Annotated in this window: 25 protein-coding genes; 23 read left to right on the plus strand and 2 right to left on the minus strand. The window is 69.3% G+C overall.

Features of this window, described 5'->3' with window-relative positions; all coding sequences use genetic code 11:
* Positions 1-4 precede the first annotated feature (4 nt).
* Both NFR49_RS09420 and NFR49_RS09425 read right to left on the minus strand, forming a co-directional pair.
* A complete protein-coding gene (locus NFR49_RS09420; protein ID WP_251159348.1) occupies positions 5-718 on the minus strand; it encodes a hypothetical protein in 714 nt (237 codons plus the stop codon).
* Between the two features lie 257 nt (positions 719-975).
* A complete protein-coding gene (locus NFR49_RS09425) occupies positions 976-1,950 on the minus strand; it encodes a hypothetical protein (RefSeq protein ID WP_251159349.1) in 975 nt (324 codons plus the stop codon).
* 1,738 nt (positions 1,951-3,688) lie between these two features.
* Here NFR49_RS09425 and NFR49_RS09430 point away from each other — a divergent pair.
* The 23 genes from NFR49_RS09430 (at position 3,689) to NFR49_RS09540 (ending at position 21,797) form a co-directional block, all read left to right on the plus strand.
* The gene (locus tag NFR49_RS09430) at positions 3,689-4,051 is read left to right on the plus strand and encodes a hypothetical protein (protein ID WP_251159350.1); all 363 of its coding nucleotides are present in this window, start codon (positions 3,689-3,691) and stop codon (positions 4,049-4,051) included.
* 51 nt (positions 4,052-4,102) lie between these two features.
* Positions 4,103-5,368, plus strand: a complete 1,266-nt coding sequence (locus NFR49_RS09435; RefSeq protein WP_251159351.1) for a ParM/StbA family protein — start codon at positions 4,103-4,105, stop codon at positions 5,366-5,368.
* A gap of 1,464 nt (positions 5,369-6,832) precedes the next feature.
* Positions 6,833-8,578 carry a hypothetical protein gene (locus NFR49_RS09440; protein WP_251159352.1) on the plus strand — a complete coding sequence of 582 codons (1,746 nt, stop codon included), beginning with the start codon at positions 6,833-6,835 and terminating at the stop codon, positions 8,576-8,578.
* Between the two features lie 90 nt (positions 8,579-8,668).
* Positions 8,669-8,875, plus strand: coding sequence for a hypothetical protein (locus NFR49_RS09445; protein ID WP_251159353.1), 207 nt, complete (start codon positions 8,669-8,671; stop codon positions 8,873-8,875).
* Positions 8,872-9,150, plus strand: coding sequence for a hypothetical protein (locus tag NFR49_RS09450; protein ID WP_251159354.1), 279 nt, complete (start codon positions 8,872-8,874; stop codon positions 9,148-9,150). The genes NFR49_RS09445 and NFR49_RS09450 overlap by 4 nt, the downstream gene beginning before the upstream one ends.
* Positions 9,151-9,152: 2 nt before the next feature.
* Positions 9,153-9,671 (plus strand): conserved phage C-terminal domain-containing protein, encoded by a 519-nt coding sequence (locus tag NFR49_RS09455; protein ID WP_251159355.1) that lies wholly within the window; start codon positions 9,153-9,155, stop codon positions 9,669-9,671.
* Positions 9,668-10,408 carry a P-loop NTPase family protein gene (locus tag NFR49_RS09460; RefSeq protein ID WP_251159356.1) on the plus strand — a complete coding sequence of 247 codons (741 nt, stop codon included), beginning with the start codon at positions 9,668-9,670 and terminating at the stop codon, positions 10,406-10,408. Before NFR49_RS09455 ends, NFR49_RS09460 begins: the two co-directional genes overlap by 4 nt.
* 181 nt (positions 10,409-10,589) lie before the next feature.
* Positions 10,590-13,502 (plus strand): helix-turn-helix domain-containing protein, encoded by a 2,913-nt coding sequence (locus tag NFR49_RS09465; protein WP_251159357.1) that lies wholly within the window; start codon positions 10,590-10,592, stop codon positions 13,500-13,502.
* Positions 13,503-13,629: 127 nt separating this feature from the next.
* The gene (locus tag NFR49_RS09470) at positions 13,630-14,253 is read left to right on the plus strand and encodes a hypothetical protein (RefSeq protein WP_251159358.1); all 624 of its coding nucleotides are present in this window, start codon (positions 13,630-13,632) and stop codon (positions 14,251-14,253) included.
* A 46-nt stretch (positions 14,254-14,299) separates the two neighbouring features.
* Complete coding sequence (nrdD, locus tag NFR49_RS09475) at positions 14,300-16,507, plus strand: anaerobic ribonucleoside-triphosphate reductase (RefSeq protein ID WP_251159359.1); 2,208 nt, start codon at positions 14,300-14,302, stop codon at positions 16,505-16,507.
* 16 nt (positions 16,508-16,523) lie between these two features.
* Positions 16,524-16,769: a hypothetical protein gene (locus tag NFR49_RS09480; RefSeq protein ID WP_251159360.1), complete on the plus strand. Its 246-nt coding sequence runs from the start codon at positions 16,524-16,526 to the stop codon at positions 16,767-16,769.
* Positions 16,770-16,792: 23 nt separating this feature from the next.
* Positions 16,793-17,419, plus strand: coding sequence for an SANT/Myb-like DNA-binding domain-containing protein (locus NFR49_RS09485; RefSeq protein ID WP_251159361.1), 627 nt, complete (start codon positions 16,793-16,795; stop codon positions 17,417-17,419).
* Positions 17,416-18,282: a hypothetical protein gene (locus NFR49_RS09490; protein WP_251159362.1), complete on the plus strand. Its 867-nt coding sequence runs from the start codon at positions 17,416-17,418 to the stop codon at positions 18,280-18,282. Before NFR49_RS09485 ends, NFR49_RS09490 begins: the two co-directional genes overlap by 4 nt.
* Positions 18,282-18,539 carry a hypothetical protein gene (locus tag NFR49_RS09495; RefSeq protein WP_251159363.1) on the plus strand — a complete coding sequence of 86 codons (258 nt, stop codon included), beginning with the start codon at positions 18,282-18,284 and terminating at the stop codon, positions 18,537-18,539. Before NFR49_RS09490 ends, NFR49_RS09495 begins: the two co-directional genes overlap by 1 nt.
* A gap of 46 nt (positions 18,540-18,585) precedes the next feature.
* Positions 18,586-19,380: a hypothetical protein gene (locus NFR49_RS09500; protein ID WP_251159364.1), complete on the plus strand. Its 795-nt coding sequence runs from the start codon at positions 18,586-18,588 to the stop codon at positions 19,378-19,380.
* Complete coding sequence (locus tag NFR49_RS09505; protein WP_251159365.1) at positions 19,373-19,633, plus strand: hypothetical protein; 261 nt, start codon at positions 19,373-19,375, stop codon at positions 19,631-19,633. The genes NFR49_RS09500 and NFR49_RS09505 overlap by 8 nt, the downstream gene beginning before the upstream one ends.
* Positions 19,626-19,889, plus strand: coding sequence for a hypothetical protein (locus NFR49_RS09510; protein ID WP_251159366.1), 264 nt, complete (start codon positions 19,626-19,628; stop codon positions 19,887-19,889). Before NFR49_RS09505 ends, NFR49_RS09510 begins: the two co-directional genes overlap by 8 nt.
* Entirely contained in the window at positions 19,882-20,157 is a 276-nt protein-coding gene (locus tag NFR49_RS09515) for a hypothetical protein (protein WP_251159367.1), read from the plus strand. The genes NFR49_RS09510 and NFR49_RS09515 overlap by 8 nt, the downstream gene beginning before the upstream one ends.
* Positions 20,135-20,287 (plus strand): hypothetical protein, encoded by a 153-nt coding sequence (locus NFR49_RS09520; RefSeq protein ID WP_251159368.1) that lies wholly within the window; start codon positions 20,135-20,137, stop codon positions 20,285-20,287. The genes NFR49_RS09515 and NFR49_RS09520 overlap by 23 nt, the downstream gene beginning before the upstream one ends.
* Positions 20,280-20,744, plus strand: coding sequence for a hypothetical protein (locus NFR49_RS09525; RefSeq protein ID WP_251159369.1), 465 nt, complete (start codon positions 20,280-20,282; stop codon positions 20,742-20,744). The genes NFR49_RS09520 and NFR49_RS09525 overlap by 8 nt, the downstream gene beginning before the upstream one ends.
* The gene (locus NFR49_RS09530) at positions 20,737-20,988 is read left to right on the plus strand and encodes a hypothetical protein (protein WP_251159370.1); all 252 of its coding nucleotides are present in this window, start codon (positions 20,737-20,739) and stop codon (positions 20,986-20,988) included. Before NFR49_RS09525 ends, NFR49_RS09530 begins: the two co-directional genes overlap by 8 nt.
* Positions 20,979-21,239, plus strand: coding sequence for a Lar family restriction alleviation protein (locus NFR49_RS09535; protein WP_251159371.1), 261 nt, complete (start codon positions 20,979-20,981; stop codon positions 21,237-21,239). The genes NFR49_RS09530 and NFR49_RS09535 overlap by 10 nt, the downstream gene beginning before the upstream one ends.
* A complete protein-coding gene (locus NFR49_RS09540) occupies positions 21,240-21,797 on the plus strand; it encodes a single-stranded DNA-binding protein (RefSeq protein ID WP_251159372.1) in 558 nt (185 codons plus the stop codon).
* Positions 21,798-21,954 lie beyond the last annotated feature (157 nt).

The following is a 21,954-nucleotide window of genomic DNA, read 5'->3' on the forward strand; positions in this document are numbered from 1 at the left end:
GAGGCTATTCACGGGTCCCCTCGTCGTCCTTGCCGCGGCGGCAACCGATGACGGCGCCGGTGACACCAGCGGCAGCGGCGGCGATCCCTGCAAATACGGGGGTCAGGTTGTCGGTGTCTCCGGTCTTCCCGACAACACCCTTGAGGGTTCCGGATGTCTGGCGCGTGCGGGGCATCTCGGCCTCGGGCCAGGCATACTCGACAGAGGTCTCGGAGACCTTCGTCAAGTCCCTCCCCCCGTCGCTACCCGGGAAGGTCGCCCAAGCGGCGTTGACGTACGAACCGGGACGCTCGGCCTCACACTCATAGGAGACGGCGAAAGAGCCGCCCTCGGCACAGAGGCCCTTGAGGTCGTCTACGAAAAGGGTCCAACCGGACGCGGTGACGGCGATGTCGGAGCCAAGGTCGCGCTCGACGCCGTCCGGGAGATGAATCCGAAAGCTACCATCGACAGGGGTAAGGCCCGGATCCGAGGAGTCGGTCAACTCGATGGCATAGGTGGAGTCCGCCGGGTAGACCGAGGGTGCGTTGACGGTGACGGTGAACGAGACCCTCTCCCCCACCACCGCCTCCTTGGAGGAACACACCTTGGAGACGGTGGGGACAAGGATCTTCTGCGCCGGCTGGGCCGCGAGGGATTTCACCGGAAAGGCAAGGGCACCTGCCATGGCCGTGAGAGCGACGCAGAAGCCTCGCCTGCTAAGGACCGTCTTCCCCACGCCGTCCCCATTCTGTTCGGTTTCGATATTTCAGGTTGCATCACCCGTGAACATCGTAAACCGTATTCAGGGGACTTATGTGTTTCTCTTCAGCTGCGAGTCATCTACCTCGTTTTTCTCTGAATCTCATCCGAAGTGGAACAAAACAAGAAGGGTGTTCCACCGGTCTGATATGGACAAGATGCTCGTTTTATATAGGTAGGGTCCCGCCGTCCCGGGACCCTAAAAACCGTCGTCTTGTCTTTGCGAGCAGAGAATCAGTCGCCTGGATCGTAGACGGGCTCGTCGTACGTCTGGGACCCCGCCCCGTCCGAGGAGGGTTTGTCTGGGGCCTGGGTGTCCCCCACCTCCTTGACGGCGCCCTCGATGAGGCGCGTGTACTTCTTCCGGGAGATGCGGACGCCGAAGGGGGCGGACTCGACCCTCTTGAGGACCTGCCTGGAGCAACCGGCGGCATAGGAGAGGCGGACGCAGTCCGCATAGAGCTTCTCGTAGCGCTCGCTCAGCTCCTCGTAGCGTCTCTGGGCCTCCTGAAGGGCAGCCTCTCCCCTGTCGCGCTCCTGCTGCACCCTGCGCTCGATCTCGTCCCGAAGGGCCCTGACCTCCTCCTCGAGGCCATCAATGCGATCGTCCTTCTCTTGGATGCGAATCTCCAGCTGGGCACGGACCTCGTCGGAGACAGGCCCCCCGTAAGGCAGACCGGAGGTGCCCGGAGCGGCCGAAGGATAGCCGAAGGGCTCGGTAGCGGCAGGGGCCGGTCCGACCTCGTCGACACCTCTTGGGGCCCTGTTGCCGGACCCCCGCTCGATTTCCCCGTCGACGACCTCTCCCCCATGGGAGTAACGCTCGATCAGGGCGTCGGCGAGCTTGGTGTCGATGCAGACGTACTGCTTGCGGGATCCGCCGTAAAGCTGACGCTGCTTCCTGGAGTTGGTCTCGTAGAGGTGGTGATACTTCAGGAAGGAGTTGACGGTGCTGTAGACCATACCGTGATGCTCGGTCCAGCTGCTCAGAACAAAGGGATATGCGAGGAAGTACTCGATTTTCTCCCTGTGCTGCTCCGTGCACCACCAGGTCCCGTCGGCCTCAACGACGTTGTTGGACCACCAGTCCTTGTCCTCGTCCCGGAAGCATTCGACGGCCTCATCGACGGTCTCCTTGGCAAGACCGGTGAGGGCGCAGATGTCGCAGGTGTAGTCGTCCGGAGACCCGGCGAACGAAGCGTCACTCATAGCTGGTCCCTCCCAGATCGAGACCTCCGGCACTCCCCTATCGGTCGATGAGGCGACACGGATTCCACTGTTGACTCGGTTATTGACCCGTTTCCGAAAACGCTTTCGGACTAAAGATTCTGTTTCCGATAATAGCGCAGGCAAATATCGGAAGTCCACCTGCACTATTGACTAGGTGCCGGAACTATTGAATCCAATGGTGACCCAATACTGACTGTCATGCCGGAAACGGTAGTCAATATCGTTTTTTCTATTCCGAAAACATTATCGGAACGACCTAATCCAAAACCGGAATCACTGCCGGAAACTCTCGGTCGTGAACCCAATCCGCGGCGGGAAGCCACTTCCCATCATGGCCGCCCTAGCCCCTTGGGAAGGGCCAGGGGTGGCAGCTATGACCCGTCACCCATCATTTACCTTGGGTTTATCGATACCTTCCACCAAAAGAGGGATTGCCGCGCTCCTTTTCCCGACCGCTTCCGTCAATGCACTCCGCATGCTCTCCCTTGAGCCCAGAGCCCGGGGATTGGGTATTGGTTATTGACATCCTGCTATTGGATTCATTTCCGACTTCCACATTATCGGGTTCCGGAAGTAGGACTCCAAGTATCGAAAACGCTATTGAACACCTCCGTGTTCATGCCGGAACCAAGAACACTCACATTGAAACATGGCCCCGGAGTTGGATTGCAATATCGGAATCGGATGGAGAAAACGAATCCGGAAAGAACGGATCCCGGATCCGGAAAACGGCATGACCGTTTTCAATACCTCCGCCCCCAAGGGGGCCTCCAGAACGAAGATCCCTGGGGAACCGGGATGGAGCGAACCGGTCCACCCGGAAGGGTTCCGGACAAGGGGAGGCGAGCACTCCGACCAAAGGGCCCGGACGACGGGGCTCCCCGCGCCGGCAGTGCCAGGGACCAGCCCGCGGCGCCCCAGATCCCATGGACAGACGTGCACCGGTGGGGGAGTGGCAACCGCCCGAGGGACGATCGCCAGTCCCCAGGGTAGGAACCGTCGCCTATGGCCCAGGTCGAGAACCCGTCGAGGGAAAACCCCGATTCAACGGGAAAACGCTCGCATTCCGGCCACAATCCGGGCCTGCGTCGTGGATGGGGCACCGGGCCGCGCCCACAGGGCGCCGCGGTCGAGTCCGAGGGGTAGGGGAGGGGGACGCAGGTCTCGCCGGCCTCCCCGGGGCGGGTCCCACGGAGGAGGCACCGGTCATCCCACGGTGAAGGGTGAACCCCGGGTCGAACCCTGCCGCGGTCGAGCCGCACCGCCCCTCGGGCTCGGATCCTCCCAAGGCCATCCATCGCTAATTCATATCCTCTTATATTGATATTCTCTTATTCTCTTATTGTCTTGGTTTATTGACTTTCAAGAGTCGGAAACCGAGTCAGAGTTCCAATAAGGGAACGACGTACTTCCGGAAATGTAATTCCCGTTTCCGATATTCTGGAATGCCCAAAAGTCGATTGGGTAGCTCATATATTTACGACACTATCTAGCACGATTTTATTGCCAGTAGTATTGACACGATATTCCTAGTTTTGACTACAGGGACAATCCCGGTCCTTTCGGCTAGAATCCTGTCAGGAACGATTTCCAGCATGACCGTCGGTCAATAACGACCGACTCCCTCTATTAATATCCTCTTATTATCTTATAATAATAATCTCTTAATATCTGAGTTAAGAACTCGGCAGCGAGGATCGGTGAGAAAGGAGGCACCATGGCCGACACGGTAACCATCTGCATCCCGGAGGGGGAGACCCTGGACGTGAACGACAACCCTGTCGTGGACAACGACCTTGTCTGGGAGTGGATCGAGAACCAACGGAACAAGTCGCTGTCCATCCGCATGGTACTGGCGCTCTACATCAAGGAGCACGGCACCGGAGACGTCCGTCCCCCGAGGACCAGCCGTCGGAGGCGCGCGTTGAAGGAGCACACCCAGGAGGCCCGTGAGCAGGCGACCCCTGTCACGGAGCCAGCCCCTGAGGCACCTTCGACCCCGCCCAAGGCGGCCTCGCCGCAACCGGCGGGGCAGACGCTGGACGCAAGCGACATCAACCGGCTCCTGGACTTCTCCTGAGCAGCCACCACAGGCATCAGGGGTAGGGGAGAGCACTAGAAAGGGAGAGCTTTGGCGACAACGACCAAGAGCACCAAGAAGACCGTGAAGACCGACTACAACGTCATCGCCGGCCTGGATATCGGCAACGGCCTGGTGAAGGGCAAGGTGGAGATCGACGGCACGACCCACCCGATCGACGTCCCCTCGGCCATGACCTACACGAGCTCCTCTCGCCTCGACCCCGAGCTCGACCTCGACGCCGTGGACGACCTCGCGAACCACCTCGAGGCGACCGTGGTCTCCTCCGCAGTGCCCGCCACCAGCGCAGGACGCCTGCTCTTCGGGACCCGAGCCGTCACCTCCGGCGGCCATATGACCCAGTTCCACATCGACGCCCATGTGCCCAAGAGCCACGAGCCCCTCTCCGTGCTGCTCGCCCTCGACGTCGTCGCGTCCCAGACCATCGCCGCGGCCGCCAAGGACAGCGCCGGCGACGTCCCCGAGAGCCTCTGCGCCGACTGCGTCCTGTCGGTGGCGCTGCCCATCGACGATTACATGGAGCACCGCACCGAGTACCGCGACCGCCTCATGAGGGAGCCTCACCACGTCATCTGCCACAACTACGGCCACGACATCGACGTGAAGGTCACCTTCACCGAGGTGGCTGTGGTCCCCGAGGGCGTGGCCGCCCTGGCCGCCCTCCGCAGCACGGGACCCGAGTTCATGGAGGCCGCCCTCACCCTCGCCCGTTCCAACGGCGCGACGATCGACGCCTCCTACACCGGCGAGGTCCTCATGAGGCTCGGCGACGTCATCGGCATCGACGTGGGGGAGGGGACCGTGAACTTCCCGGTCTTCTCGGGCGGATCCATCAACACCGAGTGCTCCAAGTCGATCAACCAGGGCTTCGGCAACGTCTTGGACGACGTCGTGGACCGTCTCCGCCAGTCCAACACCGGTATCCAGGCGGAGAGCCGTGGCGCCGTGGAGAAAATCCTCCTTCCCAAGATCGACCCCGAGGAGCAAACCCTGAAGGCGCGCCGCATCCGCGAGCGGGTCATGGAGGAGGTCGACCGCGTGTCTCCCACCCTGGTCGAGGCCATCGCAGACACCTTCACCAGCGTCTGGCGCCGTGTGGGCACCTCCTGCGAGGTCGTCTACATCTACGGCGGCGGCGCCCGCTTCATCGCCAACCAGCTCCAGGGTCGCATCGAGGAGATCTGCGACACCGGCGGCATCGGGTGCCCCGTGGTGTACCTGGACTCTGCGTGGAGTCGAAACCTCAACGCGGAGGGCCTCTACAAGTCCGCGAAGAAGCTCGCGGCCGCCATGTAGGCACCCGCGAACCACACAGGACGGCCTGACGAAGGGCACCCCCGGCACGATCCGGGGGCGCCCTTCGTTTTTCAAATGATGGGATCGGGGGTCGGCCCCGTCGTCTCTCCCGAAGGTCGTTTTGGTTTCATAGATTTATGCAACCAGTGTCGCTTCAACGAAACCGGTTTCCGCGCGTTGCGCTTCCGGAAAAGAAAACCCGTCGCCCGTTATTGAAATGCTCCATTATCGATACGTTGTCTACCTGCGGTTTTATTGAAGCTCCTTGGTACCGATAACGGAGGTCCATGACGATTTCCGTTTCCGGAACTACCCTAGGAACCCGCATCGGACTTGCCGGAACGAAGGCATCCGGACAGATCCGGGGACAGGGGCCCCAAAAGGCGCGCCGGCCACGGCGTGGCAGAACCTCCGCCCCGGCCCGGGGCCCATCCGACCCCCCATGGGGGAGCGGCTGCATGTGACCGAGGACCGCGCCATGGCCCCCTGATGGAAAACGCGAGGCAGACAGCCACAGGGGCAGAAGGGCGACGACCGTCACCCAGGGAGCACATCCCCTCAAAACCCCAGTTCGTGAGCCACGGGGATGAGCCGTCCCTATGGGCCCAGCGTTTCCCTCCATGGGCCCATAGGGAGCAAAGGCGCAGGTGGGAAGCCACAGGGACAAGCTGGGACAACGCCGCCGAGACGGCGGCCACGGAACCGTTACCACAGGTGGATAGCCACGGGGACAGGCCAGAAAAGCCCGTAGGCCAGCCACGGGGACCCGGCGACTGGCCGTTAATCCCCTTGGCTCTCCACCTCGGAGAACGTCAAAAAGCCACCGAGGGGGTCGAGGACCGATGGAATGATCCCCGTGGCTGAACAACTGGGAGAACGCCAACGGGCCGAGGGCCCCAGACGAGCGGTCCCCGTGGCTCCCAAGCAGCAAAAACGTCGGGCCCGAGAACAGGACCACGGCGCCTACCTCGTACAATGGGGGTCAGAGAAACGCGGGCCATGGGCTGCGCCCGTCCCTTATATGAATAGGGATAGAAGATAGATAGGGCCCGAGGGCCCGGAATGAGATCCACAGAGAGGGAAGGGGTGTGGGCCGTTCTAGCGTGACGACCCCGAGGGGGGTTAGCGTGTCGTCACAGGCCATCAGGTTTCGGACCTTCGGCGACGCCCTTCCCGGAGAATGCAACCTAATTCAACCTGAACGGCTGAGAAATCCCAGCTAGACAGTGCAGTCAGAAAAATTAACACGGCTAGGTTGCGTTACTTATCCCACCGCTCGCCGCGAAAAAAATGGCTTTCGCCACACGAAATGGACCATTTTCAGCCCGATGCGGCATCTGTGATGCTAGGATGATGGCTAACAAAAAACCCGCCCCTGGAGAAGAAGGCGGGTTTGCGACCGGAAGCATCTGCCTGGAAAACACTTGCTCCCGATCCACAAGTAAGAACTGGGGAAATCATAGCATGGATACCATCCTCCAAACCACGACAAACCGAATTCACAGCTCCTATTTCGGTGGCCAGATCTTTGTCCGTCCCGACCGGGGGCTCATCGCCGATCTCGACAGTTCCTACACCTCCGGCGGTGTAGGGTCGGTGGACTTCAGGGGGCGCCGTTGCCTCGGGGGACGCAGGGCCAGGACCCACCACACCACCTACACCCCCGAGCGCGCCGCCGAGGTCCGGCGGAGCCTGCTGTCCTCGGACGGCCCCGTCGGGCTCGACGACATCGAGGGCCTTCCGCCTCGGTGCGCCGACCTCTTCCTGCAACTCGTCAGGCTGCTGTCCGTCCTCTCCGTCTCCCGGGGGGAGGGCTCCGGCCTCTGGGCCTGCGTCTCCAAGTCCGAGATCTGCCGCTGGCTCGGCATCGGCATGGACTCCCTTGAGAACGGCCTCTCCCTGCTCTGCGCCACGGGCCTCGTGACCCGGACCAACCCCGGGTTCTCGGGCGGCAAGTTCTCCAAGAACACCTGGTGGGCATGCCCCGTGGAGGTCGCCGCGGACGACCGCCAGGACCCCTTGGAGACCCCGGCGGAGACCCCCGGCCCCCCCGGGGTCTCCCGGTCCGTGGGGGACCTCCTGGCGGAGCTCTCCCAGGTCACCGAGGCCGCCTCCGCCGTCCGCGACCGCGGGGGCTCCCCCGACGCCCTCCAGGCCCTGTCCCTGGAGAGGGCCTCGGTCAAGGGGCTGACCTCGGTCGAGGCCATCATGGCCATGGACCGCGTCCGTCGCGGCGCCTCCGGGTCCCGGCAGGCCATCTCCGAGGGCGACGCCAGGGAGCTCTCGGCCGACCTCGATGCCATCCTCCGGGAGACCGGGGCGACCCCGGCGGACGCCCTGGCGGCCTACGTCAGGAACCTCGCGGAGAACCGGGGCGACCCCAGGATGCTGCCCCATGCCTCCACCTTCGTCACCGGCCGGTCCCGCTCGGGGCGCCCCTACGGGAAGGGCCGGCACCCCCTGAGGGTGGCCCTGGCGTCCCTCGGGGCCGAGGGACCCTCGAGACTCGAGCGGGAGGTGGCCGACGCCTTCCTCGCCATGGACCCTCCCCCCAAGGGCTGGCTCGCCGACCTCAGGGCCGAGGCCGAGGGGCGCGCCGCCACGACCTGCCGGACCTCCTGCGGCGACACCGCCCGGGCCGGCGTCGCCGAGGCCCCGAAGGCGCCGACCGGGGCCTCCCCCGACATCGAGGGGATCGTCCGGGGGCTTCCCGGGGACGGCTCGTGGTCGCCCCTCGCCGCCGAGGCCGTCCTCGGCCGCGGCGGCGGCCCCCTGACCTCCGACCAGTGCGCCTGGGCCGGCTACCTCTGCCTCGGCGCCCCCCTGTCGGTGGGCCGCCAGGTCTTCGAGGGCCTCTCCCGCAGGGGCTTCCATCTCTCCGGCGGCCTGAGGATCGACCGGCGCAACCTCATCACCCAGGGCTTCTCCTGGGTGCGGCGCCACCTCTCCTCCCTCGGGCTCCCGGAGGAGGAGGGCTGGGCCTTCAGGCGCGCCCCGGAGGAGGTCGTCGCGGTGCGCCACGGGGGCGACGACGGCGTCATGGCCGCATGGCGCGACGCCGCCTCCCGGGGGGTGCGGCCGGTCCTACGCGAGGTGGACGGCGACGAGAGGGTCCGGGCGGTGGAGAGCCGGATCCGGGGCGCGAGGACCATGGGGCAGAACACGTCCATGACCTACGAGGAGTACCTGGCCTACCAGCGCCGCCCGTAGGCTCCCCGGGCGCGGCGGGAGCCACGCCCGGCGGACAGCGCGAAGGGTCGCCGGAGGTGCGACCGAGCCATCTTAAGGAGGGCGATCGCGATGTTTGCCGTCAGTATCCACGTGGACGACGAGAAGGAGCAGGTCTGCCTCTGCGCGTCGGAGGGCTGGGCCTACGAGATGGCCCACATGATCTGCGAGAGGGTCGGGGCCCCGGTCACGGTGGAGCGCTCCCAGAGGCGGCGCCCCCGCCGACACGACGACGAGCAGGGCCTCGGTGCCGGGCTCGCGGGGGGTGCGTGCGTGTGAGCGCCGTCGAGCTCGCGGCCATCTCGGCCGACCCGGAGGTGCTCGCCGGGTTCTTCCGACCGCCAGGGCTGGCCGACGGGGAGATGCTCTGCGTCGTCTCCTCGGTGTCCCCCCTGACCGGCGGCCGCACGGCGGCCACCTGCGTGTGCGACCCCAAGGGGGCCCTGGTGCGGTCCCTCTCCGCCCGCTCCTTCGAGGGGGACCCCGAGGCGGGGGCCAGGGCCGCCGTCCTCGAGGCGGCCGCGGAGATCGCCTCCGCGGCAGGGGAGGGGTAGCCGTGGCCCGCGACGCCGCACCCGTCCGCCCCACGGGCCGGGCCCAGGCAGGGCCCCTCTGCCTCAGCGCCGAGCAGGTCGAGCTCTGCCTGGGGTCCGACGACGGGGAGGGCCTCATGCTCTACCTGAGGTTCAAGGCAGGCATCGGCCCCGGGCCCACGGCGGGCCTCGGCCGGGCCCTCGTGGAGCTGGACGGCAGAACCTCTCTGGAGCGCGAGGCCCGGGACGTCCTCGCCGCCCTCAACGACGCCTCCGGGAAGAGGTTCAGGCCCACGGAGGCGAACCTCGCCCCCATCGTCGCCCTCCTCGCCCAGGGCAGGTCGCCGACGGACCTCAGGTCCGTGGCGGCGGACCTCGCGAGGCGCTGGGGGAGCGACGGGGGCACGGCTTCCATGGTCAAGCCCTCCAGGGTGTTCGACGGAGACACCTTCGCCGACCACCTGCTCCGGGCCACCCGGGACGGCGCCCGCGCCGACTTCTCGAGGTTCTCCTGGTCCAAGCGGGAGGGGGGAGCGCCATGACGGGCCCGGACGCCCTGGCCCGGGCCGCATCCGCCGCCGCCTCGGCCTTCAGGCCCTGGGTCTGCCCCCACTGCGGCCGCACGGTCGCCATCCCGGGCCCCTGCGGCTGCGCCGGGGAGGCCACGGCGGCCGCGGCCGCCCGGGAGGAGCGGAGCCGGTCCGTGGTGGAGGCGGCCAAGGGGAGGCTCATGAGGAGGTCGGGGATCCCCGAGCGGGCCCTGGGCACCGAGACGAACCCGGCGGCCCCCGCCATGGCCGAGGCCTGCGGCTCCGGCTGCGGCTTCTGCATCTGGGGCCCCTCCGGCACCGGCAAGACGACCCTGGCCGCTCAGGTGGGGGCGGCCTGGGTGGAGTCGAACCTCCTGACGTGCCGGGACGACCGCGGGGCCGTCGTGTGGGCGGGGGAGGGCAGGAGCTGCCGCATGGTCACGGTGGCCGACCTCCTCGCCGGGGCGAGGGCGTTCTTCGACGGCGGGGGCGACCCCGTGGCCGACGCCTCCGGCGCCGGCCTCCTCATCCTGGACGACCTCGGCAGCGAGCGGGCCAGCGCCTGGTCGGTGTCCGTGCTCTTCCATGTGGTGGACGCCCGGTACCGCGCGGGGCTCCCGCTCGTGTGCTGCAGCCGCAAGGACCTCCCGGCCTGCGGCGAGGCCTGGGCGAGGTTCTGCCCGGCCGACGACGTGGAGGCCCTCCTCGTGAGGCTCTCCGCCATGTGCGCCCCGGTGGGGCTCCGGTAGGCCCCGGCAACCCAGGGACGAATGGTCCCCGGTTCCGGGGCCCACCTTTTTTATCTGCGGAAACGCGGGCCGGTCCGGACCCGGCCCGCCCTGCGGCCCCCCACCGGGGGCGGCGCCTCCCCCCTTGGCCGAGAATCCCCTGGAAACCCACAGGTCCCGTGGCGTGAAAGGGGATAGGAAGATGCTCACGTTCTGCACGTCCCAGGAGGGCCGCCAGCTCCTCGCCGACGGCAAGGCCGACTACCTCGTCGACCTGTCCGCAGGCAGCGCCGCCGTGGCGGGGGAGAGGCACCGCAGCGCCCCCCACCTCGCCTTCGGCGGCACCGCCGCCGAGCTCCCCGCCCACATGGCGTCCCTCGTCGCCCTCGACGGGGGGCCGAACGGGCGCACGGTGGAGCGCCAGATCCAGTGGATGAGGGCGATGTCGTCCGAGTCCTCCACCGTGGTGGCCGTCGCTGACGACGGCAGGGAGCCCCAGGCCGCGGGCGCCGCCACCCCCGGACAGATCCCGGGCCGCGTGGTCGTGGCGGGGATTCTCCAGCACCTCGGCGTCGCCTGTCCCGGCATCTCCGGGGACCACTCCTGGATCGGCTCCCTCTACGACGAGGCCAAGACCCGGGCAAGAACCCAGGGAAGCCTCGGGGTCAGACCCGCCGTCCCGGAGCCCTCCCGCGGGAAGGCGGCCGAAGCCGTGGCCGCGAGGGCCCCGTCGGCGATCCGCCCCGCGGAGGGGAGCCGGGAGGGTGCCGTGGAGGCGGCCCCTGCGGCGGCCCCTGAGGCCGAGGCCGCCGAGGCTGCCGCGAAAGCCCCGCAGGCCGTCCCGCCGTCGCCCGAGGGTGCCCTCACGGTCGTCGTCTGCGGACCCCGCCCCGGGCACATCGCGGAGAGCGCCGGGGCTGCGGCCTCTGGGCGCTCCTTCGGCCACTCCGGGCGCCAGGCCCGGGAGGACTGGGAGCGGGCCGAGGAGCGCACGGCGGAGATCCTCGAGAGCCTGGCGGACCGCGCCGGTGCCCGCTCCCTGCGCGTCGTGAGCGGCGCCGGCCAGGGCTTCGAGCAGGTCGCCCTCGACGCCGCGGCCGCCCTCGCCTCCCGCCGGCCCGACCTGGCCGTGACCCAGTCGGTGGTGCTGCCCATGGCCGGCATGGAGAGCCGCTGGTCCCGCGGGGGACTGTTCGGCCGCGACGCCTTCGAGGCGCGCATCTCCCGGGCAAAGGACGTCTCCACCGCCACGGACGACTCCTCCGCCCGCTGGTCCGAGGCCATGGCCATGCGCAACCGCGCCTTGGCCTCCATGGCGGACGTCTGCGTCGCCTGGTGGGGCCGGGACGAGGGCTGGGAGGAGCGCCGAGCGCGCCCCACGGCTACCGGCTCGCTCATGGCGGCGTGCGCCGCCGCCGGCGTCCCCATGGCGGTGGCCGACCCCTTCACCGACCGGGTGGAGGTATCCGACGGCCTCGCGGCGCTCCTCGCCGATCGCGCTGCCGCGGCGGGCAGGGGCGACGAGGTGGTCGGCACCCGCGAGGCCGCCGAGGCCCTCGGCGTCTCCGAGGCCACGGTGCGCCGTCGCGCCGCCGCGGGCCAGATCTCGGGGGAGAAGTCCGGCGGGGCCTGGGGGTTCCGACGGGACGACCTGGACGCGGCCGCCCCCGGCGGGGCCCAGGGGGCCGCCCGCAGGGCCGTGGAGCGGACCCGCGGGCACCTCACCGCGGCGGACTACGACCCCAGGGGCCTCGACTACCAGTGCCCCGTCTCCGTGGAGGTGCCCGGCTTCGGCCGCTTCGCCTTCAAGACCATGGGCGGGGCCGTCCTCGCCCTCACCCGCCCCTCCCGCGTCGCCGACGTCGCCGTGGCTGACTGGGGCGGCACCCTCAAAGAGGTCATGGGGTCCCCGGCGGAGCCCGACGGCCTCGGGGCCGAGGAGGCGCTGCTCGCCGTGGGCTGCGCCGTCCTCAGCCAGAACCGCTCCATGAGGTCCCGCTGGCTCGAGGCCGTCGCCGGCGCCACCTACGCGGCCCCCGAGACCGACGCGACGTTCTCGGTGGCCGGGGTCACCCAGGGGGTCTACCTCGGCACCATCTGCAAGGCCCTCGCCCGGGTGGCCGCGGGCCAGGCCCCCGACACCGTCTGCGGCCCCGCCGCCCTCGCGGCCGCCGGGCTCGCCCCGGACGGCGTCGTCGACGTCGCCGCCGCCGCGCCGCCGACGGCCCGGGACCCCAAGGCCGCCTGGGAGGGGCCCTCCGTGGCCCTCTGCACCATGGGGGAGAGGTCCAAGGGGTGCGACCCCCGCCAGCAGCCGTCCCTTCCCTCCGGGAAGGCGAACCCCCAGTGGCGGCTGTGCCCCGCGAGCCCCGAGAGCCCGCTCCACGCCGTGGAGCAGTGGGCCGAGCGCCGGGCCGACGAGGCCTTCGAGGCGGGGGCGGCCCGGGTGCTCGTGCCGGTGCGCCTCGACACGGGCATGGCCGCCCTCATGGGGGCCGTCGAGTCCGCCAAGAGGCACCCGGGGGCCCAGGTGAGGGCCTGGGCTCCCAAGGACCTGGCCGCCTCCCACCGCCGTTGGATCGAGGGCGTCGAGCGCTCCGGCGCCGTGGACCTCTCGGTCACCTTCCTGAAGGGCCGCGGCGGCTGGCGCGACGTCACCCGCGACGCCACCCGCAGGGCCGACGAGTGCCTCTGCCTCGTGCCCGAGGAGTTCGTGGCGGAGGGCCCCGACGGCGCCCCCGGCGCCCTCTGGATGAACCCGAGGGAGTGCGGGCGCACCCTCGGGGGCGCCGCCGCCGGCTACGCCCGGGACATCCGGCGCATGGTCGGGGCCGAGAAGGCGGTGGCCCTGGAGGGGTGCTCCGGGACCGGTCGCGAGGGCAGGGACCCGGTACGCCTCTCCGGGTCGAGGGCGACGGTGTCCGTGCCCCCGGAGGGGCGCCGCCCCACCTGGGACGAGGCCATGGAGCGCCGGTGGGCCGCCGAGGCGGCGTCTCTCAGGTCCGAGGGCCAGGACGTCCCGAGGACGTCCCGGTCGCCCCTTCGGCCCCAGGTCCAGAACTCCGGCGTCCGCGGAGCCGATATGGCCGCAGATGCCGATTTCTCCATGGGGTGAGTCTGGAGAACCGTTCCTGATTTTTTAGAAAACGTGCAGGTTGAGTACGGTTGCCTTTCAGACAGATGTTAATATGTACGAGAGTTTCAGGTTGGGATCAACCTGACAGAGCCAAGGAGGAGGCCCCATGGATGAGTCCGTCACCACCGCCGTCGCAGCCCCCGATGCCGAGAGGCGCGTCCAGGTCTTCTCCCTGCGCCTGGCCCACTGCATGAAGGTCGCCGGCCTCGACGCCGGGGCCGTCGCCGAGGCCACGGGCAGGTCCGAGAAGACCGTGGAGGGGTGGGTCTTCCGCTGCCGCAAGGTTCCGCCGGCCCCCACCGTCAGGCGCCTCTCGAAGCTCTTCGGGGTCCCCGTCGACGAGGTCAGCGGCCTCAAGGGCCGCTGCCGCGCCCTGGACGCCTCCCGCCTGCGCGGCGCCGTCGGCCCCGACTGGGACGGGGCCCTGGGCGAGGTCCTGGGTCTGGAGCCGGGCCTTCTCAGGGCCATGGGCTCCGGGCTCCTGCCGGTGCCGGACCAGCTGGCCCGCCGCGTCGCTGCCGCCGCCGGCATCGACCCCGGGAAGGTCATGGAGCCCCGGCTCTTCGACGGGACGGACCCCGGGGTCATCGACGACGCGGTCTCGCGGATCCGTACCTCGTCCACCGACCTCACCGGGGGCCAGGTGATGAGGCTCATGGACGCCCTCGACGAGTGGTTCGCCCACTCCTCGGTGGTCGTCGTCGACATCCGCCCCAAGGGCGTCGCCTGAGAGTTGCGAGAGGCCGGCCCCAAGGGCCGGCGAGAGAGGGTTCGTCATGAAGATCATCAAGCGAGACGGCACCGAGCAGACCTTCGACCGCTCCAAGATCGAGGCCGCCATCCGCGGGGCCGTCGGCGACGTGGCCGAGGCCGACCGCATCAGCGACCTCCAGGTCCGGATCACCTGCGATGCGGTGTGCGCCGTGGTGCAGAACCGCTTCGAGATGGAGGGGTGCGTCCCGGAGGTGGAGGAGGTCCAGGACCTCATCGAGGACCAGTTCATGCTCCTCAACCGCTTCAACCTGGCCCGGGCCTTCGAGCGCTACCGCCACAGGCGCGAGCTCGCCCGTCGCGCCAACACCACCGACGACGCGATCCTGTCGCTCCTGGCCCTGGCCAACGAGGAGGCCAAGGGGGAGAACGCCAACAAGGACCCCGTGCTCATCTCCACCCAGCGCGACTACATGGCAGGGGAGGTCTCCCGCGACATCACGAGGCGCATCCTGCTCCCCGAGGAGGTCTCCAGGGCCCACGACGAGGGCGTCATCCACTTCCACGACGCCGACTACTTCGCTCAAAACTCATATAATTGCGAGCTTGTTAACCTCGAGGACATGCTGCAGAACGGCACCGTCATCTCCGAGACCCGCATCGAGAAGCCCCACTCCTTCTCCACGGCCTGCAACATCGCCACCCAGATCATCGCCCAGGTGGCCTCCAACACCTACGGGGGCCAGACCCTGTCTTTGGCCCACCTCTCGCCCTTCGTGGAGGTGTCGCGCCGCCGCATCCGCGAGAGGGTGCGCTCCGAGCTCTCCGACGCCGGCGTCCGCGCCTCCGACGACCAGGTGGCCTCCATCGTCTCCGAGCGCCTGGCCGACGAGGTGACCCGGGGCGTCCAGACCATCCAGTACCAGATCCTGACCCTGCTCACCACCAACGGCCAGACCCCCTTCGTCTCGCTCAACCTCGACCTCGGGGAGGTGCCCGAGGGGCCCGAGCGAGACGACCTGGCCATGGTCGTGGCCGAGGTGCTGCGCCAGCGCATCCAGGGGGTGCAGAACGAGGCGGGGGCCTGGATCACCCCGGCCTTCCCGAAGCTCCTCTACATCCTCGACGACCACAACGTCGGCGAGGGCGCCCCCTACGGGTGGCTGACGAGGCTCGCCGCCGAGTGCACCGCGAGGCGCATGGTGCCCGACTACATCAGCGCCAAGGTCATGCGCCGGGAGAAGGGCGACGTGTACCCCTGCATGGGCTGCCGCTCCTTCCTCACCCCCGACCGCTTCAGCGAAGCTACCGGGGACCCCTCCGGGGCCCTGACGGCGCCCGCCCATCCCCGCAAGTACTACGGGCGCTTCAACCAGGGTGTGGTCACCGTCAACCTGCCCGACGTGGCCCTCTCCGCCGCGGGCGACGAGGGGCGCTTCTGGGAGATCCTCGACGAGCGCCTGGAGCTCTGCCACAGGGCCCTGCGCATCCGCCACGAGCACCTCCTGGGCACCCCCTCCGACGTCGCCCCGATCCTCTGGCAGCACGGCGCCATCGCCCGCCTGCCGCGCCACGCCGTCATCGACCCGCTGCTCTACGGGGGCTACTCCACGATCTCCCTGGGCTACGCCGGGCTCCACGAGTGCTGCGTGGCCATGTTCGGCCACGGCCACACCGACCCCGCCGTCACGCCCTTCGCCATGGCCGTCATGGAGCGCCTGAACGACAGGTGCGCCCAGTGGAAGGCCGCCGAGGACATCGACTACTCGGTCTACGGCACGCCCCTGGAGTCCACCACCTACAAGTTCGCCAAGTGCCTCCGACGCCGCTTCGGCGTCGTGGAGGGCGTCACCGACCACGACTACATCACCAACAGCTACCACGTGAACGTCAGGGAGGAAATCGACGCCTTCGCCAAGCTCGCCTTCGAGAGCGACTTCCAGCGCCTGTCCCCGGGAGGGGCCATCTCCTACGTGGAGGTGCCCGACATGAAGGGCAACGTCGAGGCCGTCATGGCCCTCATCTCCTTCATCCACGACCACATCATGTACGCCGAGCTCAACACCAAGAGCGACTACTGCCAGGAGTGCGGCTACGACGGCGAGGTGGCGGTCGTGGAGGAGGGCGGCAGGCTCCTGTGGGAGTGCCCCCGCTGCGGCAACCGCGACCAGTCGACCCTGAACGTCGCGAGGCGCACCTGCGGCTACATCGGGACCCAGTTCTGGAACCAGGGCCGCACCGAGGAGATCCGCGACCGCGTCCTGCACCTTTGAGAGGAAGGGGAGAGCCATGGCCGGAACCGACGGGAAGGGCCCGGCGCAGCGCTGGTACGCCCTCTGGCACAGCGGGGGCCTCCGTCACGATCCCACCGCAGCGGTCCTGCATATCTTCCCCACGAGGTCCCTGAGGGACCTCTGGGTGGAGGGGTCGGCCGACGACCCGCCGGGGCCCTCCTGGCGGTCGGTGTGCCGGGCCCGGGAGGCCCGCATCCTGCTCAACAACCAGACGAACACTATCTTCCACGGGGCCCTGTGAGGCCCGGGGGAGGGGAGGTGACCGTGGGACAGACGGAGCGAAGGCCCTGGGACGGGCGCGAGGACTCCCTGATCAGGGAGCACTACCCCGTCCACGGCAAGGGCTGGGACGGCTGGGGGGAGCTCCTGCCGGACCGGAGCCTCGAGGCCATCTCCTTCCGGGCCAGCCGCATCGGGGCCACCCGCAGGCCCCGCTGGACGGCCGGGGAGGACAGGGCCCTGAGGGAGCTCGCCGCCTCCGGGGCCGACGACTGGGCCTCCCGCCTCGAGGGGCGCAGCCCCGAGGCCTGCCTGGCCAGGGCCAAGGCCCTGGGCATCGTCCCCAAGAGGTCGCGGGCGCCCCGGTGGACCCCCGAGGAGACCCGCACCCTCCTGGTGCTCTCCCTCGTCCACGGCCAGTCCTGGGAGGGGTGGGCCGAGGCGCTGCCCGGAAGGAACCCGAGCGCCCGCAGGAACCGCCTCGCGAGGGTCGCCTCCACGGGGTGGTCCGTCGAGGACGACCACTGCCTCATCCTCCACTACGGGACCTGGGGCCCGAGGTGGACCGGCTGGGCCAAGCGCCTCCCGGGGCGCAGCGAGACCTCGATCCGCGCCCGGGCGGCCTTCCTCGGGATCTGCCACATCGTTCGCAGGAAGGGGGCCGCGGCATGACCGGAACCGAGACCCGAGAAAGGCCCTGGACGGCCCGGGAGGACGCCGTCGTCCGCTGCTGCGCGGGGCTCCACGACGCCGCCTGGGAGGGCTGGGGCCACATCCTGCCCGGCAGGGGCGCCGAGGAGGTGGCGGAGAGGATCCCGGAGGTCCTCGCCGCAGCCCCGGGGTCGCCCGCGGCCCGGCGCCGCCGGAGCTACCACCGGTCCGGCAGGCCGTGGGACCCCGGGGAGGTGGACGCCCTGCGCGCCTGCGCCGACCGCGCCGGCGCCACCCTGGCGGAGGTCCTCGAGGCCGTCCCCGGCCGCTCGCCGAGGAGCGTCCGCGCCAAGGCCGCCGCCCTCGGCATCCCCGTGCCCTGCGCCCGGGAGCCGTGGTCCGCCGAGGAGGACGCCCGCCTCAAGGAGCACTACCCGGCCCACGGCAGCGTCTGGGTCGGGTGGCGCCGGATCCTGCCGGGACGCGGCGCCTCGGCCATCGAGGCGCGCTCCCGTGAGCTCGCGGTCCCGAGGGGGCCGAGGGCGGGGCGCTGGACCGACCGGGAGGTGGAGATCCTCTCCATGTATTGGGACAAGAAGGGCGCGGCCTGGGAGGGGTGGGGCCGCCTGCTCCCCGGCAGGACGGAGCTCGCCATCCGCGCCCGGGCGAAGCGCCTCGGCCCCAAGGCCGGGGGCGGCCGTCCCAGGCCCTGGACCGAGGGGGAGATCGGGCGCCTCAAGGAGCGCTACCCGGCCCACGGCCCGTCCTGGGACGGGTGGGCAAGGGTTCTCCCCGGCAGGGCGCCCGCCGCCATCGCGGCCATGGCGCGCCGCCTGCGGGTCACGCCGCCAGGAGGCCCCGCAACCGCCCACGGGGCCTCCTGATGGCCCTTCTGGCGGCCACGGGCATCGCCCTCGTGGCGTCGACCCTCTGGGGGGCCTGGTCGGCGGCGTCCTGCTGCTGCCCCCGGTCGTGGCCCCCGTGGCCGTGGGCGGCGTCTCTCGCGGCGTTCGCAGCGGCGGCCCTCGTCGACACGCTGCGGAAAGACACCCCCCACCTGGGGGCGACCCTGGGGTTCATCGGGGCGGCGGCGTCCTGCTGCCTGGCCGTCCTGGCCCACCTGATCTGCACCGCGGCCTGACGGGGCCGCACCGACAAGACGTCCATAGGAGAGTGAGGGAGGAGACATGGACCGAGACATCATCCGCGGCTACTGGCCGCTCTACGAGGACGGCGCTCCCGTCCGCATCGGCGACAAGGTTGAGGGGGCCATCGTGCCTATGGAGGTCGAGGGCGTCGAGGTGTATGTCGCGGCCACGACGGTCATCGGCGACTGCGACCACCTTCACCTTGAACCCGGTGAGCGCGTTAAGCGCGTGGGCGACGCCCCGGCGGACGCGCTGTGCCTCTGCAAGAACTTCGACGGCGGCATCGAGATACGCCACCTTGCGGGAGACCTCCTGGACTGGCACATCGTCATCGACGGGGAGCGCGTGGGCGTGAGCAACAAGGCCCGTTCGCGTATCGCCGAGGCACTGGACCTGTGCGCGTCCAAGCGCAGGCTCCTGCCGGGCGTCGTGTGGCCCGAGGTTGATGGCGAACCGGTCGTTCCCGGCGACGTGCTGTGGGACGACATGGGGTGCAGGCACGAGGTTTCCGATGTCAAGTTCACGGCCGGGTTCGCCACCGCCGTCGAGATGGAGTCGGGTGACGTGTGGGTGTCCATGGATGACCTCACCCGCACCAATCCAAAGCCAGAGCCAGAGCCCGGGCCCGACAGCTGGGAGCGCCTGGAGGAGGACACACGGAAGGACGTGTACGACTACTGGTCGTGCCAGGACGTCGACTGCGAGGACTGCCCGGCCGAGGTTAACGGGAAGGACCCAATGCAGCGGTACGGCACGGTAAGCTGCTCCCGCGCCAAGGACCTCGACATCCTGGCCCGCGCCAAGGCCCTCTCGGGGGTGACCGACGATGAGTGAGCGAATCCACGTGAGCGACACCGGGCTCACCTGCACTTTCATCCCCGAAATGTGTGCCACTCGTTGGGACGAGGACGGCACCGAGGTCGACACCATCGAGCCCGACGAGGGCTGCGCCTACTTCGTCTGCTCCAACTGCGGCGGGGTGATGGCGTACGGAGACGATGGCTGGTTCGAGACCGAACCCCCGTACATGCCACGCTTCTCCTTCTGCCCCCATTGCGGGGCGAGGGTGGTGATGCCGCGTGGATAAGGTCACGGACTACTACAGCAGCATGGAGCATACGGACCCCGACGCCCTGCGCCTTATCGCCGACATGGAAATCCACCACGCCCGCAAGCACCTGTGGATGGCCCTTGCAGCCCTGCGTGAGGACCACCTGTATGAGGGCGCGCCGTTGCACGGAACGGCGCTGAGGGCCGAGGACGCCCTGAAGGACCTGCACCACGAGGTGTGGGCGATGAGGGGTCACGACGACGGGTGTGGGGCGGTGACGGGCCATGGGTGAGCGGACGACCGTCCTGGTGGACGAGGAGCTGCCCGTCGACGGCATCGTGCACATCGGCGTCTCAGGGATGGATGCGGTGTCCCTGGACGGGTCCGACCGCATCGCCACCGTCGACGACCCTTGGGCACCCGACTTCTACGACCTATGGGACTGCCCACAGGCGCCCGCGATCGTCGTGCCCGAGGGCACCGTCCGGGACGGAGACCGCCTGCGTGTGAGGGTGGAGCTGGTGAGAGGGGGAGACGATGGCTACGACGCCAAACCTTGACGAGTACCTGGCCTCCCTCGGTTTCGACCCGGACATGGAGTACGACGTGCCGGAGGACCCTGCCGATGCTGCGCTGGCCGGGGTGGAGGCTTTCGTCCGGGAGCACGGGGAAGGGGGCGCCGATGAGTGACCTTTGCGGCGAGGCGCGTTCCGCCCTGCTCGCGGCGTCCGTGGCTTGTGACAACGCCGAGCAAGCCCTGATACGCGCCCGCCACCACCTCTGGGATGCCGAGGACCTGCATCTCAGGGTGGCCTTCGACGACGACGGCATAGGACTGTCACAGCGGCTGTTCGACGCCCAGTGCGGCGTGTTCGACATCCGCGAGCTCCTCGACATGGAGGTACTCGGCAAGGGGTCGGTCAAATGGGAGGCGCCCATGGGCGGGACCGCTGACGGGCAGGCGGCGCTCCTGCGCGCCGGGGACGCCCTCGCGCGCGCATTGGAATCCTGCATGGACGCCTACGACGCGCTCTACGACTTCGAACCATTCAGAGAGGCGGCCCTTGAATCCGTCGCCGCTGCCGGGTGCATCGTCACGGTGGCCGATCGGGTGGCTGCGCTGAGGAAAGGGGGCGCCGATGAGTGACCTCACCGCCGAGGACCGCGCCGCCCTGCTGGCGGCGTCCATGGCCTGCGAGAACGCGAAGGCAGCGCTGTGGCGGGCGTACGCCAAGCTCTTGGATGTCGAGGACAGGCTCGGCAAGAGAGCCAAGGACGACGAGGGCAACCTGCTCACGGACCGACTGGTCGACACCTGGTGCGGCGCGGCCCACTGCTACCTGCTCATGGACATGGCGATGACGGACAGGAGGTGCGTCGAATGGGAGTGAGCAAGCCCTGCCCGTTCTGCGGGTCCCACGACACGACGGCGGTCTGGGACCGCGCCGGCGACGACCCCTTCTTCGTCCGTCTCCCCGGCGCCTGCGAGGTCCTGGTCCGGGTCCGGTGCCTGCGCTGCGGCGCGGAGGGCCCCACGTTCTCCGTGGAGATCGAACCCCCGCTCCGAGACGGCGAGACCTACTACCACCCCAGCGCCTTCGGCGAGGCCGCGAGGCTCTGGGACGAGAGAAAGGAAGACTAGATGAGCGTCAACCGAGTCATCATCACCGGCAACCTCACCCGTGACGGCGAGCTCGCCGCCACCCAGTCGGGCTCCAGCGTCCTGCGCCTGGGCGTGGCGGTCAACGACCGCTGGCACAACCCCCAGACCGACCAGTGGGAGGACCGCCCCAACTACATCGACTGCGTCATGTTCGGCAACCGCGCCCAGTCCGTGGCCCGCTTCCTCACCAAGGGCACCAAGGTCGCCGTCGAGGGCCGACTCCGCTGGAGCCAGTGGGTCGACCGCGACACCCAGAAGAACCGCTCCAAGGTGGAGGTCGTCGTGGACGACATCGAGTTCATGGGCCCCCGCCGCGAGGCCCCCGGCGGCGGTGCCCCCGGCACCCCCGCCCCGCAGGCCCCTCAGGCCCCGACCTTCCAGACCCCTCCGGCCCCGGTGCCCCCGCAGGCCCCCGCGGGACCCGCCTTCCAGGTGCCCCCGGCCCAGACCCCTCCCGCGGCCGCTGTGCCCCCGGAGCCCCCGGCGGCGGCCCCCGGGGCGCCCCAGGGGGTCTACGACGACGTGGTGCCCTTCTGATGGCCCCGGGCAAGGGCCCGGCGAGGCCTCCGCGCCTTTCCGCGGAGGGGCTCTTCGAGGCCGTGTTCGGCACCGCCCGCGATGATCCCCGCAAGGTGTCGGGCGGGGCGCGTCCGGGCAGACCGGACGCCCCTCCCGCCGGCGGCCCCGGCGGGCG

This window comes from Caniella muris, from assembly GCF_943193035.1.
Lineage (GTDB): Bacteria > Actinomycetota > Coriobacteriia > Coriobacteriales > Atopobiaceae > Granulimonas > Granulimonas faecalis.

Excerpts from the sequence above, each read along its gene's own strand:
- NFR49_RS09425 (WP_251159349.1), bottom strand. The coding sequence starts at position 1,950 with ATGAGTGACGCTTCGTTCGCCGGGTCTCCGGACGACTACACCTGCGAC.
- NFR49_RS09430 (WP_251159350.1), top strand. The coding sequence starts at position 3,689 with ATGGCCGACACGGTAACCATCTGCATCCCGGAGGGGGAGACCCTGGAC.
- NFR49_RS09440 (WP_251159352.1), top strand. The coding sequence starts at position 6,833 with ATGGATACCATCCTCCAAACCACGACAAACCGAATTCACAGCTCCTAT.
- NFR49_RS09445 (WP_251159353.1), top strand. The coding sequence starts at position 8,669 with ATGTTTGCCGTCAGTATCCACGTGGACGACGAGAAGGAGCAGGTCTGC.
- NFR49_RS09460 (WP_251159356.1), top strand. The coding sequence starts at position 9,668 with ATGACGGGCCCGGACGCCCTGGCCCGGGCCGCATCCGCCGCCGCCTCG.
- NFR49_RS09465 (WP_251159357.1), top strand. The coding sequence starts at position 10,590 with ATGCTCACGTTCTGCACGTCCCAGGAGGGCCGCCAGCTCCTCGCCGAC.
- NFR49_RS09470 (WP_251159358.1), top strand. The coding sequence starts at position 13,630 with ATGGATGAGTCCGTCACCACCGCCGTCGCAGCCCCCGATGCCGAGAGG.
- nrdD (WP_251159359.1), top strand. The coding sequence starts at position 14,300 with ATGAAGATCATCAAGCGAGACGGCACCGAGCAGACCTTCGACCGCTCC.
- NFR49_RS09480 (WP_251159360.1), top strand. The coding sequence starts at position 16,524 with ATGGCCGGAACCGACGGGAAGGGCCCGGCGCAGCGCTGGTACGCCCTC.
- NFR49_RS09490 (WP_251159362.1), top strand. The coding sequence starts at position 17,416 with ATGACCGGAACCGAGACCCGAGAAAGGCCCTGGACGGCCCGGGAGGAC.
- NFR49_RS09495 (WP_251159363.1), top strand. The coding sequence starts at position 18,282 with ATGGCCCTTCTGGCGGCCACGGGCATCGCCCTCGTGGCGTCGACCCTC.
- NFR49_RS09500 (WP_251159364.1), top strand. The coding sequence starts at position 18,586 with ATGGACCGAGACATCATCCGCGGCTACTGGCCGCTCTACGAGGACGGC.
- NFR49_RS09505 (WP_251159365.1), top strand. The coding sequence starts at position 19,373 with ATGAGTGAGCGAATCCACGTGAGCGACACCGGGCTCACCTGCACTTTC.
- NFR49_RS09515 (WP_251159367.1), top strand. The coding sequence starts at position 19,882 with ATGGGTGAGCGGACGACCGTCCTGGTGGACGAGGAGCTGCCCGTCGAC.
- NFR49_RS09520 (WP_251159368.1), top strand. The coding sequence starts at position 20,135 with ATGGCTACGACGCCAAACCTTGACGAGTACCTGGCCTCCCTCGGTTTC.
- NFR49_RS09525 (WP_251159369.1), top strand. The coding sequence starts at position 20,280 with ATGAGTGACCTTTGCGGCGAGGCGCGTTCCGCCCTGCTCGCGGCGTCC.
- NFR49_RS09530 (WP_251159370.1), top strand. The coding sequence starts at position 20,737 with ATGAGTGACCTCACCGCCGAGGACCGCGCCGCCCTGCTGGCGGCGTCC.
- NFR49_RS09535 (WP_251159371.1), top strand. The coding sequence starts at position 20,979 with ATGGGAGTGAGCAAGCCCTGCCCGTTCTGCGGGTCCCACGACACGACG.
- NFR49_RS09540 (WP_251159372.1), top strand. The coding sequence starts at position 21,240 with ATGAGCGTCAACCGAGTCATCATCACCGGCAACCTCACCCGTGACGGC.